Source organism: Streptomyces sp. NBC_01390 (assembly GCF_045040105.1).
Lineage (GTDB): Bacteria > Actinomycetota > Actinomycetes > Streptomycetales > Streptomycetaceae > Streptomyces.
Genome location: NZ_CP109551.1, coordinates 9,430,295 through 9,446,862, shown reverse-complemented (window position 1 = coordinate 9,446,862; position 16,568 = coordinate 9,430,295). Strand labels below are relative to the sequence as shown.

Here is a 16,568-nt window from a genome sequence, read left to right as displayed (position 1 = left end):
GCGCCCCGCTCCCGCGTCGCAGGATCGAGGGACCGGACCGGAAGAGGTGCCCCATGGCCGAGAAGGGCTCGAAACAGGACCCCAGGAAGCACGCGGAGGACGCCAGGAGCACGCTGGGTGAGCTGCTGCGCGTACCGGGCGGGGAGCGCGTGGACCTCGGCGCGTACGACGCCGGGGCCACCCCGGGCGGGCCCGACGGCAAGGCGGCCGGGCTCGCCGCCACCGCCCTGCTGGGCGAACGGCTCGCGGACCTCCAGGAGCGGCTGTGGGCGGCGGGCTCGGCCGGAGACCGTCGCCGGCTGCTGCTCGTCCTGCAGGGCATGGACACCAGCGGCAAGGGCGGCACCGTCAAGCACGTCATCGGCCTGTTCAACCCGTCCGGCTGCCGGATCAAGGCGTTCAAGGCACCCACCCACGAGGAACTGGGCCACTCCTTCCTCTGGCGCATCAAAAGGGCCCTTCCCCAGCCCGGCGAGATCGGCATCTTCGACCGCTCGCACTACGAGGACGTCCTGATCGCCCGCGTCCGCGAACTCGCCTCCCGGGCCCAGCTCACCAGCCGCTACAGCCAGATCAACGGCTTCGAGAAGTCCCTCGCCGAAGACGGCGTGACGGTCGTGAAGTGCTTCCTGCACATCTCCTACGACGAGCAACGGCGACGGCTGCTGGAACGTCTGGACAACCCCGACAAGCACTGGAAGTTCAACGTCGGCGACATCGAGGAGCGCGCGCTGTGGCCTGCCTACCAGGAGGCGTACGAGATCGCCCTGGAGCGGTGTTCGGCCGACGCGCCCTGGTACCTGATCCCGGCGGACCGCAAGTGGTACCGCAACTGGGCGATCAGCCGGTTGCTGCTGGAGCATCTGGAGGCACTGGACCCGCAGTACCCGAAGGCGGACTTCGATGCGGCGGAGGCCAGACAGCGCCTGCTCGCCACCTAGCGTGACCGGCTTACGCTGGTGCCATGGGTGACGAACACGAGGGCGACCCCGGCGGGCCGCCGTACGCGGAGTGTGTGCTGTGCCGGGAGCCGACCGAGTACCCGAGGGCACGGAAGGGCATCACGCTCTGCCCGGTGTGCGAATGGCAGGAGGCGCAGCGGTCGGCCTGCTCAGGGTGAGCGACGTGAGGTGAGCGCACAGGCCACGGCGGTCGCCGTCGCCGTGAGCAGGGCCGCCGCGGCCAGCGGCAGCAGGGGGACGGGGATCGTGCCCGAGCGCGAGCCGGTCACCAGGGACGTGATCGCCGCCTTGGCCGGGGAGCCGGTCACCACCATCGTCAGCAGCGCGCCGAGCATCATCGCCGGCACCGCCCGGCCGGGCGAGCGCAGCAGCGGCCAGGTCGTGAGCGCGCCGACGGCCGTGCCGAGCAGGGCGCACGCCAGGGCGGCGAGCAGCCCGGCCGCACCGGCAGGGAGCAGCTCCACCCGGACCTGGTGATCGGCGCTCGCCGGGTCGCTGATCAGGGTCACCAGGACGGTCGCGGCGGTGCCGAGGGCCGCCGACGCGGCCAGTGCCACCAGGAGACAGGCGAGATGCGCCCGTCCGGGGCCGACGGCCGCGGCCACGGCGGCGCGGGCGGCGGGCGGCTCGTTGGCCGCGCAGATCCGCACCAGCCAGGCGGCCACCGGCAGGACGGCCGCCGCGGCATAGCCGAGCGAGTCCAGCACCGGCTGCCCGCCCTGGACGCCGACGCCGAGGAACACCGCGTACAGGATGAACGGCGGCAGCCAGCGCTGCGAGCGCACGAGCAGGGCGGCCTGGTAACGCAGCAGGGCGGTCATCGGCGGCTCTCGTCGGTGGCGAGCGGTGCCGGTACGTCGGTGCCGGCGGGCGTTGTGGTCCTGTCGGCGGTCTCCGGTGCCACGCTCACCACGTGCCAGGGCGGGCGGGCCGTGAGCAGGGCGCGCAGGACGACGTCCGAGTGGGTCCCGGGCACACCGATCCGGTGGCGGCCCGGCGCACCCGTCTCCGCGCTCGACGTCGCCCAGCGCAGCGCCTCGGCCGGGGGTTGTGCGCCCGGCGGTCCCTGCGCCTCGACGACCAGGTGCGGGCCGGGGTTCTCCGCCGAACCGGCTTGTGCCGTACGGAGGTTGAGGCCGCCCTCGATCACGGTGTACGTCGCGTCGGGCGCCCCCGCGAGGCGGCCCGGGTCGTGGTCGACGAACACCACCGAGGCGCCGGACGCGGTGCGTTCGGCGACGACCCGCTCCAACTCGCCCCGGGCGGCGGCGTCGAGGCCCGTCCACGCCTCGTCGAGGACGAGCAGTTCCGGGTCGGCGAGGAGGGCCTGCGCGACGGCGACCTTCTGGCTGCTGCCCTTCGACAGTTGCGCCATGGGCGTGCGGGCGTACGCGGCGGCGCCGAGCCGCTCCAGCCACTCGTCGGCGGCGTCGGCGGCGGCCGTACGGGAGAGTCCGTGAACGGCGCCGAGATGGGTGAGGTAGCCGTGCGCGGTGAAGGGGAGCGCCGAGGGGAACCGTTCGGGGACGTACGCGGTGCGGGGGCGGCCCGTGATCCTGCCCTCGGTGGGGGCGTCGATGCCGGCGAGCACACGCAGGAGGGTGGACTTGCCGGTGCCGTTGGCGCCGTCGACGCGGGTGAGGGTCCCGGGGGCCAGTTCCAGGTCCACGCCGCGCAGGACCCAGGGGCCGCGGATGCCGTAGCGGCGGCCCACACCGTCCAGCCGAAGCGTGTGTCGCATGCGTCCCCGTTCCTCTCCCCCACAAGAGCCGATCTTCCGCCTGGCAGACTGAAGGACGTGACCAATGACCCGGCCGTTCCCGGCGACAGCCCTTTTCAGTCCGAGCGTTCGCCTCGCGACGAGGCGCCCCAGTTCGTCCTCCCTCTCGTCGCCCGGATCGAGAAGGCCGGCCCGCCCGCTCGTACGGACGCGCTGGAGACCGCCGCCCGGGCCGTTCTCGTGATCCTCGGCGACGAGCGGTCGGCCGGGGACGGGGAGTGGGCGCAGGCCATGCTGGACTGGCAGGACGCCCGGATCCGCAAGGTCGTGCGGCGGGCACGGGGTGCCGAGTGGCGGCGGGCCGAGGCGCTGCCCGGCATCACGGTCACCGGCAAGTCGGCCGAGGTACGGGTCTTCCCGCCCGTGCCGCTGGACGGCTGGCCCAAGGATCTGGCCCGGCTCCAGGTCTCCGGCACCGACCTGGACGATCCGGAGCCGCCGCTCCCCCCGGACCCGGCGGTGCCCGTCCTCTGGCTGAACCCGGAGCTGGACATGTCGGCGGGCAAGGCGATGGCCCAGACGGGGCACGGCGCCCAACTGGCGTGGTGGGCACTGTCGGACGAGGCCCGCGCGGCCTGGCGCGACGCGGGTTTCCCGCTCGCCGTCCGCACGGCGGAGCCGGACCGGTGGCGCGAACTGACCTCCGGCGACCTCCCGTTGGTCCGTGATGCCGGTTTCACGGAGATCGCGCCCGGCTCGGCGACGGTGGTCGCGGACCATCGTCCCCTGGGCCGCACAGGGTTCAAACATCTTCGTTGAACATCCCCGGGTCGCCGCCCGTACCTTCTGTCGCTGGCCACGTAACACCTGCCCAACGACCAGTTGGTTTCCCCGGGAGGCTCCCTTGCCGCGCTTTAACCACTCGGCCCTCGTCATCGCGGCCCTGACCACGACGATTGCCGCGCTCTCGTTCCCTGTGTGGTCGTACGCCGACCGCTCCGGCACCGGAGTCGCCAATGTTGCCTCCGGCACGGTGAACACGCAATGGGGTCCGCTGACCGCCTCCGACCGCGACCTGATCGTGCGTGTGCGGCTGGCGGGACTGTGGGAGGGGCCCGCTGCGGAGAAGGCGATGGCGCGCTCCAAGAGCGCCGCTGTCAGGGAGGCGGCGGACCACCTGATCGTGGGTCACACCGACCTCGACGAGCGGGTGCGGACCGTCGCCCAGCAGCTCGGCGTCGAACTGCCCAACCAGCCGAACGCCCAGCAGCAGGGCTTCCTGGCGCAGATGGACGCGGCTCAGGACGGGGTGGCCTTCGACCGGACCTGGGCGAACCTCCTGCGGTCCGCGCACGGCAAGATCTTCCCGGCCATCGGGACGGTACGGAACAACACCCGCAACACGCTGGTGCGTCAGCTGGCCACGGACACCAACCAGACCGTGCTCGACCACATCACGATGCTGGAGAAGACCGGCCAGGTCGACTTCGACGGCATCGCCAACGGCACGATCTGACACGTGTCGGCAACGCGGGTCCAGGCCTTGACCCCGGCCCGCCAGCCCGAACTTCCCGATACGTCCCACGTATCTCCCTCACTGGCCAAGTGACACTCCCCAACGACCAGTTGGGTTTCCCCGGGAGGCTTCTTTGCCCCGCATGAACGGCTCGATCCTTGTCGGCCTGGCAATCGCAGGCACGATCGGCGCGCTCGCGTACCCCGTCGTCTACTCGTACCCCCACCGCGATGACGCCACGAAGGCGGCCGCGCTCACCGGAGAGACGGTGAACACGCAGTGGGGGCCGCTGACCCCCCTCGACCGCGACCTGATCGTTCGTGTGCGTCTCGCCGGACTGTGGGAGCTGCCCGCGGGGCAGCAGGCGATGACGCGTTCCACCAACGCCGCCGTCAAGGAGGCGGCGAACCACCTGATCGTGGGCCACAACGACCTCGACAAGCGGGCGCGGACGATCTCCGCGCAGCTCAACGTCCCGCTGCCCAGCCAGCCGAACGCCCAGCAGCAGGGCTTCCTGGACCAGATGACGTCAGCCTCGGCCGCGGACTACGACAAGGTCTGGGCGAACCTTCTGCGGACCGCGCACGGCAAGATCTTCCCGATCATCGCGACAGTACGGAACAACACCCGCAACTCGCTCGTGCGCCAGCTGGCCTCGGACGCCAACCAGACGGTGCTCGACCACATCACGATCCTGGAGAAGACCGGCCTGGTCGACTTCGAGACCATCGCCGAGGGCGCCGCCGGGCCGAGCGCCAGCCCGACCGGCCCGCCGCCGCCGGTCGCCGGAGTGGTGCCGCCCAACGCGCCCGCCCTCGAGTCGCCGGGCAACATCCCCGTGAAGTCGCAGCCGTCACCGACGACCCCGGGCGTGGTCAACACCAACCGGCCGGAGGCGAAAGACCCCAACACCGTCGGCCAGGGCGGATAGCGCGGCCCGAGCGGCGAAAGCTCAAATGTTGCTCTGAAGATCCCCCCTCAGGGGTTCGTCCCGGCCGACGGGGGCCATCAATCCGTCGGCCGGGACGGTCGGAGAAGGAGACACACGATGAAGCGACTGGGACGGCTGGAGCGGCTGGGCACGGGCATCGGGTGGCGGCCGGAGATCGCGGACGCCGTGGAGGCCATGCCGGGCATCGACTGGGTCGAGGCCGTGGCCGAGAACCTCTGCCCCGGCCATCTGCCCGAGTCGCTGCTGCGGCTGCGCGAGCGCGGCGTGACGGTCGTCCCGCACGGTGTCTCCCTCGGTCTCGGCGGCGCCGACCGGCCCGCGGAGGACCGGCTCACGGCGCTCGCCGAGCGGGCCGGGGCGCTGGGTTCGCCGCTGGTCACCGAGCACATCGCGTTCGTCCGGGCGGGCGGTCCACTGACCGCGTCCCCGCTGCTGGAGGCCGGGCACCTGCTGCCGGTGCCCCGCACCCGGGACGCGCTCGACGTGCTGTGCGAGAACGTCCGCATCGCGCAGGCCGCGCTGCCGGTGCCCCTCGCGGTCGAGAACATCGCCGCGCTCATCGCCTGGCCCGACGACGAGCTGACGGAGGGCCAGTTCCTGTACGAGCTGGCGGACCGGACCGGCGTACGTCTCCTCGTCGACGTCGCCAACCTGCACACGAACCACGTCAACCGGGCCGAGGACCCGGCGAAGGCCCTGGCCGAACTGCCCGTCGAGGCCATCGCGTACGTCCATGTCGCGGGCGGCTTCGAACGGGACGGCGTCTGGCACGACAGCCACGCCCACCCGGTCCCGGACGCCGTTCTCGACATCCTCGCCGACCTCGCCTCCCGGGTTGCGCCGCCCGGGGTCCTGCTGGAGCGGGACGACAACTTTCCCGACCCGGGCGAGCTGGAGCGGGAGCTGGACGCGATCCGGCGGACCCTGAAGCGGGCCGCCCCGACGGAGTCGGCCGCCGCGCGCCGGACCGCTTCCGTGACCACGCCAACAGCGACGACGGCGGAAGCGCCTGTGGCCGACGGCCTCCCCGACTCCGCCGCCGCCCGCCAGCGCGTCGGGCTCGCACAGGCCGCGCTGCTCTCCGCGCTCGTCGCGGGGACGCCCGTGCCGGAGGGGTTCGACCGGGTGCGGCTCGGGGTGCAGTCGCGGGCGCTCGGGGCGAAGCGAGCCGATGTCGTGGCGAAGGTCGCGCCGGAGCTGCCCGAGATCCTCGGGGCGGAGTACCGGCCCGCCTTCCTCGCGTACGCCCACGGGCACCCCATGTCCGACGGCTACCGGCGTGACGCGCTGGACTTCGCCGCGCACCTGCTGCTGGGCGGGCAGCCCGAGATCCCCGGGAGCACGGAGAGCCGGCGGCTGCTGCGCGAGTGGTGGCTCGACCGCTCGGGCCCGGCCCCGCGCTCCCAGCGCCCCACGGCCCGGCTGGCCCGGGCCACCCGACGCGTACTGCTGCGCCGCTGACGCGTGGGGGCACCGAGCGACGAACGTCACTCCCCCCGCGTACGCCGTCCCACCTGCCGCCGCCGGGCGGTCACCTCCGCCTCAACCCCCGCAAACTGTGCGGGGGTTAACAGGGCCGCCCATTACGTGGCACTTCGCCCTCGATTTTGCGGCGGTTTATTCCCATATGCACTGGACTGACGCTCCGTCATCAGGCGTCCGCGACCTCCCCCCGCAGCCGTCTTCGCTCGTACGGCGGTCGGCGTAGGGGTCGCAGTACGATGCCAACTCCGTGCCCGAAGCGCATTAGCGTGCGGTGCCGCGACAGGAGGCAAGGCACCATGCGATCCAACCGAAGTTCCGGTCTCGGCGGCACCGGGCTCATCGTCGCGGGGCTGGCGGCGACCCTCGTAGCGCTGATCTTCCCGGTCTGGTCGTACACCGACCGTGCCGGTACCGGCGTGGACGTGCTCAACGCGCAGACCGTGTCGACGCGGTTCGGTCCGCTGTCGGCGCTCGACCGCGACTTCCTCACCAAGGTCCGGCTGGCGGGGCTGTGGGAACTGCCCGCCGGTCAGCAGGCCCAGTTTCGCGGCACCACCGAGGCCGTACGGATCGCGGGCCGGCACCTGGTCGATGGCCACACGTTTCTCGACGCGCGGGTCCGGGACGTCGCGTCACGGCTGGGGCTCGCTCTGCCCGACCAGCCGAGCGCTCAGCAGCGCGAATGGCTAAGGACCATGGACGCGGCCCAGGGCGAGGACTTCGACCGCGAGTTCGCCAATCTGCTGCGGATGGCGCACGGCAAGGTGTTCTCCGTCGTCGCGCAGGTCCGCGCGAGCACCCGCAACTCCCTGGTCCGCTCCCTCGCCGACGACGCGAACACGACAGTGCTCGACCACATCCAGGTCCTGGAGGCCACCGGGTACGTCGACTTCGACGCCCTCGCGAACGGAATGGCAGCCGCGAGCACCCCGCCGCTCACCTACTCCCCGGCCCCGCCCGGCCCGACGTCCGCCCCCGGGTCGGCCGTGCCGGTGACGCCCTCGCCGGTCGCGACCTATCCGCTGCCGCCTCCGGCGACGAGCCCGCCGCCGGAGGCCGGGGAGGTTACGTCTCGTACCGGCCATACCTCGTCCATATCCTGAAAGCCCATGGCGTTTCAGGCACCCTTCGCATAGAACAACGGCATGTTCTGGTCCTTTCTCCTGCTGCTGGCCTGGATCGCCGCCGGTACGGCGTGCGTTCGGCTGTGTCTGGCCGCCATGCACACGGCTGCCGCCGACCCGGACGCGGGCCCCGGCGGACGCGGGCGTGACCTGACTCTGTACGAGGCCGCGTTCCTGTCCGGCGGACCGGCGCGGGTCGCCGATCTCACGCTGGTGTCGATGGCCCGGCAACGGCGGCTGCTGCTCGCCCACACCGGCTGGGCGACCGTCGTGGATCCGAGCGGGCGGGACGAGATGGAGCGGTCGGTGATCGGCGCGATCGGACCGGAGGGACAGTCGCGCATCGCCCCGGTACGGACGGCCGCGGCGGGCACGGAGGCCGTACGGGGGCTCGCGGACCGGCTCGTCGCGGCGGGCCTGGCCGTGCCCGACGGCGCCCGGCGCGGAGTCGCGTTCGCCGTCCGTCAGGTGCGGGCCGCGGCACTGGCCGTCGCAGCCCTGGGCGCGGTCGCGCTGATGCTGCCGGGGCGGGGCAGCGTGCCGCGCGACCTGGTCGCCCTCTGGTTCGCGCTCCCTCTGGTCCTCACCCTGAGCTGCCTCGCCGTCGCCCGGATCGAGGTCCACCCGTACTCGCGCTGGGCGTCACCGGCCGGGCAACGCCTCCTCACCGCACTGACCCGCCGGACCAGGACCACCGCCCCGCACGGCGCCGGTGACGAACACACGTACCTCACCTCGGTCGCCGTGCTCGGGGTCCGCGCGGTCGACGAGCCCGATCTGCGCGCCGCCTTCGCGCACCGGGAGCCCCAGGACATCCTGCGCGAACGGCTGCGCTGACCCGGCTGCCGCACTGTCTCCCGGCGCCCCAGGGGTGTGCGGGGGGGCGCACAGGAGTGCTCGCGGCGACACCGGGCGGCCGGTGCTTGCCTTCGTCGACCGCCGCCCGAAACATCCCTTCTGTTGCCACCGAAGGGATACGCGATGCGAGCTGCCGCCCTCTACTCGGCTGCCGGGTCCTTGCTGCTGACCACTCTGGCCGCCGCCCCGGCGGACAGCGCCCCGGGCCTGTCCGGCCGGCCGGGAGGCCCCGGGTCGGCGGAGTTCCGGGGTTCCGTGCTGGCCGCCGCGCGCGCCGAGGCGGCCGGTATCCGCTTCGGCGAGTGCCCGGCGGCGGAGGAACTCCCGGACAGCGTGCGCTGCGGCACCGTCACCGTGCCGCTGGACTACGCGCACCCCGACGGCAAGCAGATCAAACTCACCGTCAGCCGGACGGAGGCGACCGGCAAGAACCCGCGCGATCCCGAGCACAGGGTGGAGCGTCAGGGCGCCCTCGTCTACAACCCGGGCGGCCCCGGCGCCTCCGGGATGTTCTTCCCGATGATCGGGGTCATCCCGGAGTGGAAGCGCATCGCGGGCGCGTACGACCTGGTCGGGTACGCCCCGCGCGGGGTGGCCCGGTCGGCGCCGCTGTCCTGCAAGGACCCGAAGCGCTTCTTCAAGGGGCCCACGCAGGCACCGGTGCATCCCTCGGAGTCGTACAAGAGGGAGCGCGTCGCCGAGGCGAAGGCGTACGCGCGCGGGTGCGCCGAACGGTCGGGTGACGCGCTGCGCCACTACCACTCCCTCAACAACGCCCGCGACCTGGACGTCCTGCGGGCCGCGCTCGGCGAGGACCGGCTGACGTTCATGGGCGCCTCGTACGGCACCTACTTCGGGGCGCTGTACGCGACGCTGTTCCCCTCGCACGTACGCCGGATGGTGTTCGACTCGGTGGTCAACCCCGACCCGGGCCAGATCTGGTACCGCAACAACCTCGACCAGTCGACCGCGTTCGAGAGCCGCTGGGCGGACTTCCGGGCCTGGGCCGCCCGGCACGACGACGTGTACGGGCTGGGCGCCACGCCTCAGGCGGTGCTGCGGAGCTACGAGAAGGCGGCTGCGCGACTCGCCGCCGAGCCGGCCGGCGGGAAGGTGGGGCCGGGGCAGTTGCAGGGCGCGTTCCTGCAGGCCGGGTACTACGACGACTACTGGCCGCACCGCGCCCACGCCCTGTCCGCCTACCTCAAGGGGGATCCGCAGCCGCTGATCGACCAGGCGGCGCCGATCACGGAGGCGGCCGTCGAGGCGGAGAACGGCAACGCGGTCTACACGGCCGTCGAGTGCAACGACGCGTCCTGGCCGACGAGTTGGCAGGTCTGGGACCGGGACAACACGCGGCTCGCGCGCACGGCGCCGTTCGAGACCTGGGACAACGTGTGGATGAACCTGCCGTGCGCCTACTGGCCGGCGCCCCGGCAGACGCCCCTCGATGTGCGGACCGGGCCGGGCGACCTGCCGCCGGTGCTGATCCTTGCGGCCGAACGGGACGCGGCGACGCCGTACGCGGGCGCCCTCGAACTGCGGCGCAGGCTGCCCGGTTCGGCCCTGGTGACGGAGCGGGGCGCGGGGACGCACGGCATCGCGGGCGGCCCGAACCAGTGCGTCAACGACTACCTGGACGCCTATCTGCTGGCGGGCCGTCTGCCGGGCCGGAGCGCGGAGTGCGCCCCGCATCCGGAGCCGCGGCCCGCGGCCCGGGTCGACCGTTCCCATCGCGTGCACGAAGGACACGGAGGAAAGGCCGCCCGGGGCGCGTGAAGCGGGCGCTTCGTCAGGCGAGAGAGGCGACCAGCTCGCCGATGTCCTTTCGACGGCCCGTGTAGAACGGGACCTCCTCGCGGACGTGCATACGGGCCTCGGAGGCGCGTAGATGGCGCATGAGGTCGACGATGCGGTACAGCTCGTCGGCCTCGAAGGCCAGCAGCCACTCGTAGTCGCCGAGGGAGAACGAGGCGACCGTGTTGGCGCGCACGTCCGGGAAGCCGCGGGCCATCTTGCCGTGGTCGGCGAGCATCCGGCGGCGGTCCTCGTCGGGCAGCAGGTACCAGTCGTAGGAGCGCACGAACGGATAGACGCTGATGTAGTTCCGGGGCGTCTCGTCGGCCAGGAACGCGGGGATGTGCGAGCGGTTGAACTCGGCGGGGCGGTGCAGCGCCATGTTCGACCAGACCGGCTCAAGGGCGCGGCCAAGCCTGGTGCGGCGGAAGAGGTTGTACGCCTCCTGGAGCTGGTCCGCGGTCTCGGCGTGCCACCAGATCATCAGGTCGGCGTCGGCGCGCAGCCCGGACACGTCGTAGGTGCCACGGACGGTCACGTCCTTCGCGGCGAGCTGGTCGAAGAGCTCCTGGACCTCGTCGGCGAAGCCCGTGCGGTCCTCGGGCAGGACGTCCTTCAGCTTGAAGACGGACCACAGGGTGTAGCGGATGACCTCGTTGAGGTCCTTGGCCAGCTTGCCCTTGTTCGGGATGCGGGCCGCGTCGGTGGTGGGGGCGTCGTCACTCATGTGCCTATTCTCCCGCTCCGTCGGCCGCGCTTCGCACCGGGCCCGCCTCCAGGGCGTCGACCGCCGCGTACGCGCTTGCGATGCAGGCGGGGATGCCGACCCCGTCGTACGCCGCGCCGCACACGGCGAGGCCGGGGAGCTTGGCGATGTGCTCGCGGACACGGTCCACGCGCGCGTGGTGGCCGACGGGGTACTGGGGCAGGCCGTCGTCCCAGCGGGTGACTCGGGTCTCGACGGGGGCCGCCGTCAGTCCGGTCGCCTCCCTGAGGTCGTGGCGGGAGACGTCCACCAGGTCGGCGTCGGGGCGCTGCAGGATCGCCGTCTCGGCGTACCGCCCCACGGAGGTCCGCAGGACCAGCAGGTCCGGGTTCTCCTCGGCGATCCAGCCCCACTTCTGGGAGGCGAACGTCGACGCCTTGATGGTGCGTCCGTCGACGGGCGGCACCAGGAAGCCGCTGCCCTCGGGGAGGGTGATGTCGGCGCGGCGGTAGGCCAGGGTGATCAGTGCCATCGAGGCGTACTCCACGCCCGCGAGTTCGGCCGCGGCGGCCGGTGCCTCGGCGCGCAGCAGCCCGGCGGCCACGGGGGTGGGTACGGCGACGACCACCCCGTCGGCGTCGATGACCCGCTCACCGGCGACGACCCGCCAGGCCGTCGCTGTCCCGGCCGTCCGGCGCAGCTCGGTCACGGGTGCTCCGGTGACGATCTCGCCGCCGCGCGCGCGGACCGACTCCGCGACGGCGAGCGGCAGTTGGCCCACGCCTCCCTGGATGCCCATGAAGACCGGCCCGCCCTGCTGGGGGGCGGCGGCCATCCGGGCCTGGATACCGCGCACGCCCTCGGTCAGGGACGCGTGCTTCCGGGCCACCTCGAAGAGCTGGGGCACGGCCGAGCGCATCGAGATGCGGTACGCGTCGCCCGCGTAGACCCCGCCCAGCAGTGGTTCGACCAGCCGGTCGACGACCTCGCGGCCCAGGCGCGCGGCGACGAACTCGCCCACCGCCACGTCGTCGCCGACCTCCGTGCGCGGCAGGTCGGCGTCGCGTTCGATGCGGGCCAGCCCCTCGTCCGAGAGGACGCCGGCCAGGGCGGAGGCGCTGCCGGGGACGCCCATGACGTGTCCCTTGGGCATGGGCCGCAGGGCGCCCCGGGTCCAGATCGAGGCGCTCGAGGTGGCGGGCGTCCGGAGGCGGTCGTCGAGGCCCACCTCTCGGGCCAGCACGATGGCTTCGGGTCTGCGCGCGAGCATCGACTCGGCGCCGAGATCGACCCGCGCGCCCGCGATCTCGCCGGGCAGCAGCTTGCCGCCGACGCGGTCGGACGCCTCCAGGACGGTGACTCTCGCGCCCCGGTCCAGCAGCCGGTGGGCCGCGGCCAGGCCCGCGATCCCGCCCCCGATGACGACGACATGCCCGGCACCCGCACGGGCCTCCACTGCGCTCATGCGACCACCTTCTCAGACGCCACTGACACTCCCGTCGGCGCACGGCGGCCCCGGTGACCTGCGCGAGTCCCGACCGTGACCTCATCGGGACCCTGACCGGCCAACGTCCGGGCCCCTTCGGGCGTCGAAGGAGCGTCAGTCGTGCACCACGACGGCCCAACGACAGCCCTCGGGGGGAATCCGCAAGATGAACACCCTGCGCACAAGCCGTACACGTCCCGTCCAGGCCCTGGCGGGCGTCCTGCTCGCCGCGTCCCTCGCGCTCACCGGTTGCAGCAGCGGCGCCAACGACGCCGGCACGACCAGCGACTCGGGCGCCGCCGCGAAGGGGGCGGCCCCCGGCGCCCTGGAGGACCAGGCCGGGTCCGACAGCAAGCCCGGTGGCGGCAAGGGCGCCGGCACCCAGGCCAGTACGGCACCCCAGGCGGCTACCGGCCCGCACATCATCCGTACCGTGTCCGTCTCCGTGCAGGTCAAGAACGTACCGAAGGCCTTGGCCAAGGTTCGTGCCACCGCGGAGAACGCCGGCGGTTTCGTCGGCAGCGAGATGACGACTCTGGACGAGGAGGAGGGCGGCGAGAGCACCGACGTCGTCCTGCGGGTGCCCGTCGGCGAGTACGAGCGGGTGCTCGACGCCCTGGAGGGCACCGGCAAGCTGCTGCACCGGGAGGCGGAGGCGACGGACGTCACCGACCAGGTCGTCGACGTGGAGAGCCGCATCACCACCCAGCGTGCCAGCGTGAACCGCATCCGGGAGCTGATGGACAGGGCCACCAAACTCGCCGATGTGGTCACCCTGGAAGGCGAGTTGAGCAACCGTCAGGCCGATCTGGAGTCGCTGCTCGCCCGCCAGGCCTCCCTGAAGGACCGCACCTCCCTGGCCACGATCAACCTCTCCCTGTCGGAGAACCCGGCCGAGGCGTCCGGCAAGGACGACGACCCGGGCGTCCTGGACGCCCTCACGGGCGGCTGGAGCGCGTTCGTGTCGATGCTGCGCTGGATCGTGGTGGCCCTCGCCGCGGTGCTGCCGTTCGCCGCGGTGGCGGCCCTGCTGGTGTTCGCCTGGCTGCGACTGGCCCGGCCCCGCCGGGAGCAGCACCGCGCCCCGGTGACAGCCGCGGGCCCGGCCCCGACGACAACCCTGCCGACGGCTCCCCCGGCGCAGCCCGACGGACCGGACCGGCACTGACCGTTGGTCACTCCTTTCAGGAGTGACAGCAGTGAAATGCGGGGTCCCCGTAGCGTGTTCGTATGAGCATGAGCGATGGCCGCACGGACGAAACGAACGACACGAAGCGTGGGACCGAGCGTCTGGTGGTGATCGGCGGCGACGCGGCGGGCATGTCCGCCGCGTCGCAGGCGCGTCGGCTGAAGACGCCCGGGGAACTGGAGATCGTGGCGTTCGAGCGCGGCAACTTCACCTCCTACTCGGCGTGCGGCATCCCCTACTGGGTGAGCGGCGACGTCCCGGAGCGGGACCAGCTGATCGCCCGCTCGGCCGAGGAGCACCGGGCCCGCGACATCGACCTGCGCATGCGTACGGAGGTCATGGAGATCGACGTCCCGGGCGGCCGGGTACGCGCGCGTGACCTGGAAACGGGCGCCGAGTCGTGGACGTCGTACGACAAACTGGTGATCGCCACCGGCGCCCGTCCGATCCGGCCCTCACTGCCGGGTGTCGACGCCCCCGGGGTGCACGGCGTACAGACCCTGGACGACGGCCAAGCGCTCCTGGACACCCTGACCACCACCGAGGGCCGCCGCGCGGTCGTGGTCGGCGCGGGCTACATCGGTGTGGAGATGGCCGAGGCGCTCATCAAGCGCGGCTACGAGGTGACGGTCGTCAACCGGAGCAAGGAGCCGATGTCGACGCTCGACCCGGACATGGGCCGCCTGGTGCACGAGGCGATGGAGGGCCTGGGCATCACCATGGTGAACGACGCCGAGGTCACCAAGCTGCTCACCGGCGACGACGGCCGGGTCCGCGCGGTCGCCACCGAGGACGCCGAGTACCCGGCGGACGTGGTCGTGCTGGGCATCGGCGTCCGCCCCGAGACGACGCTCGCACGGGCGGCGGGGCTCCCCGTGGGCGACCACGGCGGGCTCCTCACCGACCTGGCGATGCGGGTGCGCGGCCACGAGAACATCTGGGCGGGCGGCGACTGTGCCGAGGTCCTGGACCTCGTCTCCGGCCGGCACCGGCACATCCCCCTCGGCACGCACGCCAACAAGCACGGGCAGGTCATCGGCGCGAACGCCGGTGGCGGCTATGCCACGTTCCCCGGTGTCGTCGGCACGGCCGTGAGCAAGGTGTGCGACCTGGAGATCGCCCGCACCGGCCTGCGCGAGAAGGACGCGCACGAGGCCGGGTTCCGGTTCACGTCGGTCACCATCGAGTCGACGAGCCGGGCGGGCTACTACCCGGGCGCGGCCCTGATGACGGTGAAGATGCTCGCCGAACACCGCACGGGCCGCCTCCTCGGTGTCCAGATCGTCGGCCGTGAGGGCGCGGCGAAGCGGGTCGACATCGCCGCGGTGGCCCTCACAGCGGGCATGACGGTGGAGCAGATGACAGCCCTGGACCTGGGCTACGCCCCACCGTTCTCCCCGGTCTGGGACCCCGTCCTGGTGGCTGCGAGGAAGGCGAGCACGGCGGTACGCGAGGGCACTTCCTGACTACGCCGTCCCGTTGATCCGGTCGATCGCCTGGCGGGCCTGCTCGCCCGGCGGGCGGGACGGCAGCGCCGACACGGACGCCGACGCCGAAACCGACGGCGTCTGCTGGGCCTGGGCCGGCTTGGCGTGGGCACCCAGCCCACTGGACCGCAGCCGATGGCTCACCGCCTCGTCGAGCGACACCGGCCGCTGCATCTGCGTGGCCAGCCGCCCCGCCTCCTGGCCGAGACGGGCCACGTCCTCCCAGGGCAGGTGGACCACCAGTGCGAGTTCGGCCTCTCCGTTCGGCAGAGCCTGTACCGACTGCAGCGGAGCAGTAACTCGGTCGTTCATCGCCTGTTCCTCACGTCGTCCCCGCGACCGCCTTCGCCGTGCCGCGGACGTTGAGGACAGATACGGACACACGGACAGCCGCGTTCACCGATTCACGAGACGCATCGCGGGCAGTACTTCCTTGTGGTCATCCCCGTCCATGACGTGAACCCCGTGAGTCGCACTCCTTGGGTCACCTACGCGCTGATCGCCGCCAACGTCCTCGTGTTCCTCTCCATGCCCGGTACGGCGGGCTCGGTGACGGGCGAGAGCGGCCTGGCACAGCTGTGCCATCTCCAGGCCTTCCTGGACCACTACGCGGCCGTCCCCCAGGAGCTGATCCACCACCGGCTGCCGCGTCTCGTCCCGACGGGCGAGGCCGGGATCGGCAGCGGCGGGCCGGGCTGTGTGGTCGGCCCGCCGGGCTACCACAAGTCCCCCGCGCTCTCCGTGTTCACGGCGATGTTCCTGCACGGCGGCTGGCTGCATCTGCTGGGCAACATGCTGTTCCTGCTGATCTTCGGGAACAACATCGAGGACCGCATGGGGCACATCCGCTTCGCGCTCTTCTACGTCGCCTGCGGGTACGCGGCGTCCTACGGGTTCGCCCTTGCCAACTCCGATTCGAGCGACCCCCTGATCGGCGCCTCCGGGGCCATCGCCGGTGTTCTGGGCGCCTATCTGGTGCTGTATCCGAAGGCCCGGGTGTGGGTCCTCGTACCGTTCCTGGTCTTCCTGCCGCTGCGGCTGCCGGCCTGGCTGGTGCTGGGCTTCTGGTTCGCGCTGCAGGCGGTGTACTCCTCCGGTGAGGGCGTCACCGAGGCCGGCACCGTGGCGTACGCCGCCCATGTCGTCGGCTTCCTCGCGGGCATGCTGCTCGCCTGGCCGCTCAGGGCGGGCACCCCGCCGCCGCCGGAACCGCGCGGCCTGCTGTTCGGCAGGCGGGCACGGCCGGGCCTGTAGGCACGGCCCGGCCGCGGGCCCTCCCGGACGGG

The 16,568-nt window shown here is 72.5% G+C and carries 17 protein-coding genes; 12 read left to right on the top strand and 5 right to left on the bottom strand.

Features of this window, described 5'->3' with window-relative positions; genetic code table 11:
- The first annotated feature begins 53 nt into the window (after positions 1–53).
- Both OG241_RS42395 and OG241_RS42390 read left to right on the top strand, forming a co-directional pair.
- A complete protein-coding gene (locus OG241_RS42395) occupies positions 54–941 on the top strand; it encodes a PPK2 family polyphosphate kinase (RefSeq protein ID WP_405823350.1) in 888 nt (295 codons plus the stop codon).
- 23 nt (positions 942–964) lie between these two features.
- On the top strand, positions 965–1,120 hold the full coding sequence (locus OG241_RS42390) for a hypothetical protein (RefSeq protein WP_405823348.1): 156 nt from the start codon (positions 965–967) through the stop codon (positions 1,118–1,120).
- On the opposite strand, the gene OG241_RS42385 is transcribed toward OG241_RS42390, so the two are convergent.
- Together OG241_RS42385 and OG241_RS42380 are read right to left on the bottom strand one after the other, a co-directional pair.
- Positions 1,112–1,783 (bottom strand): ABC transporter, encoded by a 672-nt coding sequence (locus OG241_RS42385; RefSeq protein ID WP_405823346.1) that lies wholly within the window; start codon positions 1,781–1,783, stop codon positions 1,112–1,114. The two genes, OG241_RS42390 and OG241_RS42385, sit on opposite strands and share 9 nt — an antisense overlap.
- A complete protein-coding gene (locus tag OG241_RS42380; RefSeq protein ID WP_405823344.1) occupies positions 1,780–2,703 on the bottom strand; it encodes an ATP-binding cassette domain-containing protein in 924 nt (307 codons plus the stop codon). Before OG241_RS42380 ends, OG241_RS42385 begins: the two co-directional genes overlap by 4 nt.
- Before the next feature lie 57 nt (positions 2,704–2,760).
- Here OG241_RS42380 and OG241_RS42375 point away from each other — a divergent pair, with 57 nt between their 5' ends.
- The 7 genes from OG241_RS42375 (at position 2,761) to OG241_RS42345 (ending at position 10,396) form a co-directional block, all read left to right on the top strand.
- The gene (locus OG241_RS42375; protein WP_405823342.1) at positions 2,761–3,501 is read left to right on the top strand and encodes a peptidyl-tRNA hydrolase; all 741 of its coding nucleotides are present in this window, start codon (positions 2,761–2,763) and stop codon (positions 3,499–3,501) included.
- An 85-nt stretch (positions 3,502–3,586) separates the two neighbouring features.
- Positions 3,587–4,198, top strand: a complete 612-nt coding sequence (locus OG241_RS42370; RefSeq protein WP_405823341.1) for a DUF4142 domain-containing protein — start codon at positions 3,587–3,589, stop codon at positions 4,196–4,198.
- A 133-nt stretch (positions 4,199–4,331) separates the two neighbouring features.
- Positions 4,332–5,129: a DUF4142 domain-containing protein gene (locus OG241_RS42365; RefSeq protein WP_405823339.1), complete on the top strand. Its 798-nt coding sequence runs from the start codon at positions 4,332–4,334 to the stop codon at positions 5,127–5,129.
- Between the two features lie 117 nt (positions 5,130–5,246).
- Entirely contained in the window at positions 5,247–6,611 is a 1,365-nt protein-coding gene (locus OG241_RS42360) for a DUF692 domain-containing protein (protein ID WP_405823337.1), read from the top strand.
- A gap of 320 nt (positions 6,612–6,931) precedes the next feature.
- A complete protein-coding gene (locus OG241_RS42355) occupies positions 6,932–7,738 on the top strand; it encodes a DUF4142 domain-containing protein (RefSeq protein WP_405823335.1) in 807 nt (268 codons plus the stop codon).
- A 42-nt stretch (positions 7,739–7,780) separates the two neighbouring features.
- Positions 7,781–8,596, top strand: a complete 816-nt coding sequence (locus OG241_RS42350; protein ID WP_405823333.1) for a TIGR04222 domain-containing membrane protein — start codon at positions 7,781–7,783, stop codon at positions 8,594–8,596.
- A 144-nt stretch (positions 8,597–8,740) separates the two neighbouring features.
- Complete coding sequence (locus tag OG241_RS42345; protein WP_405823331.1) at positions 8,741–10,396, top strand: alpha/beta hydrolase; 1,656 nt, start codon at positions 8,741–8,743, stop codon at positions 10,394–10,396.
- 13 nt (positions 10,397–10,409) lie between these two features.
- Here the strand turns inward: OG241_RS42345 and hemQ are convergent, their stop codons facing one another.
- Complete coding sequence (hemQ, locus tag OG241_RS42340; protein ID WP_405823329.1) at positions 10,410–11,141, bottom strand: hydrogen peroxide-dependent heme synthase; 732 nt, start codon at positions 11,139–11,141, stop codon at positions 10,410–10,412.
- 4 nt (positions 11,142–11,145) lie between these two features.
- On the bottom strand, positions 11,146–12,585 hold the full coding sequence (gene hemG, locus OG241_RS42335) for a protoporphyrinogen oxidase (RefSeq protein ID WP_405823327.1): 1,440 nt from the start codon (positions 12,583–12,585) through the stop codon (positions 11,146–11,148).
- A 187-nt stretch (positions 12,586–12,772) separates the two neighbouring features.
- On the opposite strand from hemG, the gene OG241_RS42330 reads away from it, so the two are divergent.
- Together OG241_RS42330 and OG241_RS42325 are read left to right on the top strand one after the other, a co-directional pair.
- Complete coding sequence (locus OG241_RS42330) at positions 12,773–13,774, top strand: DUF4349 domain-containing protein (protein ID WP_405823326.1); 1,002 nt, start codon at positions 12,773–12,775, stop codon at positions 13,772–13,774.
- Positions 13,775–13,842: 68 nt separating this feature from the next.
- Complete coding sequence (locus tag OG241_RS42325) at positions 13,843–15,261, top strand: FAD-dependent oxidoreductase (protein WP_405826734.1); 1,419 nt, start codon at positions 13,843–13,845, stop codon at positions 15,259–15,261.
- Here OG241_RS42325 and OG241_RS42320 read toward each other — a convergent pair whose 3' ends face one another.
- Positions 15,262–15,594, bottom strand: a complete 333-nt coding sequence (locus OG241_RS42320) for a hypothetical protein (protein WP_405823324.1) — start codon at positions 15,592–15,594, stop codon at positions 15,262–15,264.
- Between the two features lie 123 nt (positions 15,595–15,717).
- Between OG241_RS42320 and OG241_RS42315 the strand changes: the two genes are divergently transcribed.
- The gene (locus tag OG241_RS42315) at positions 15,718–16,536 is read left to right on the top strand and encodes a rhomboid family intramembrane serine protease (protein ID WP_405823323.1); all 819 of its coding nucleotides are present in this window, start codon (positions 15,718–15,720) and stop codon (positions 16,534–16,536) included.
- The last annotated feature ends 32 nt before the right edge of the window (positions 16,537–16,568 follow it).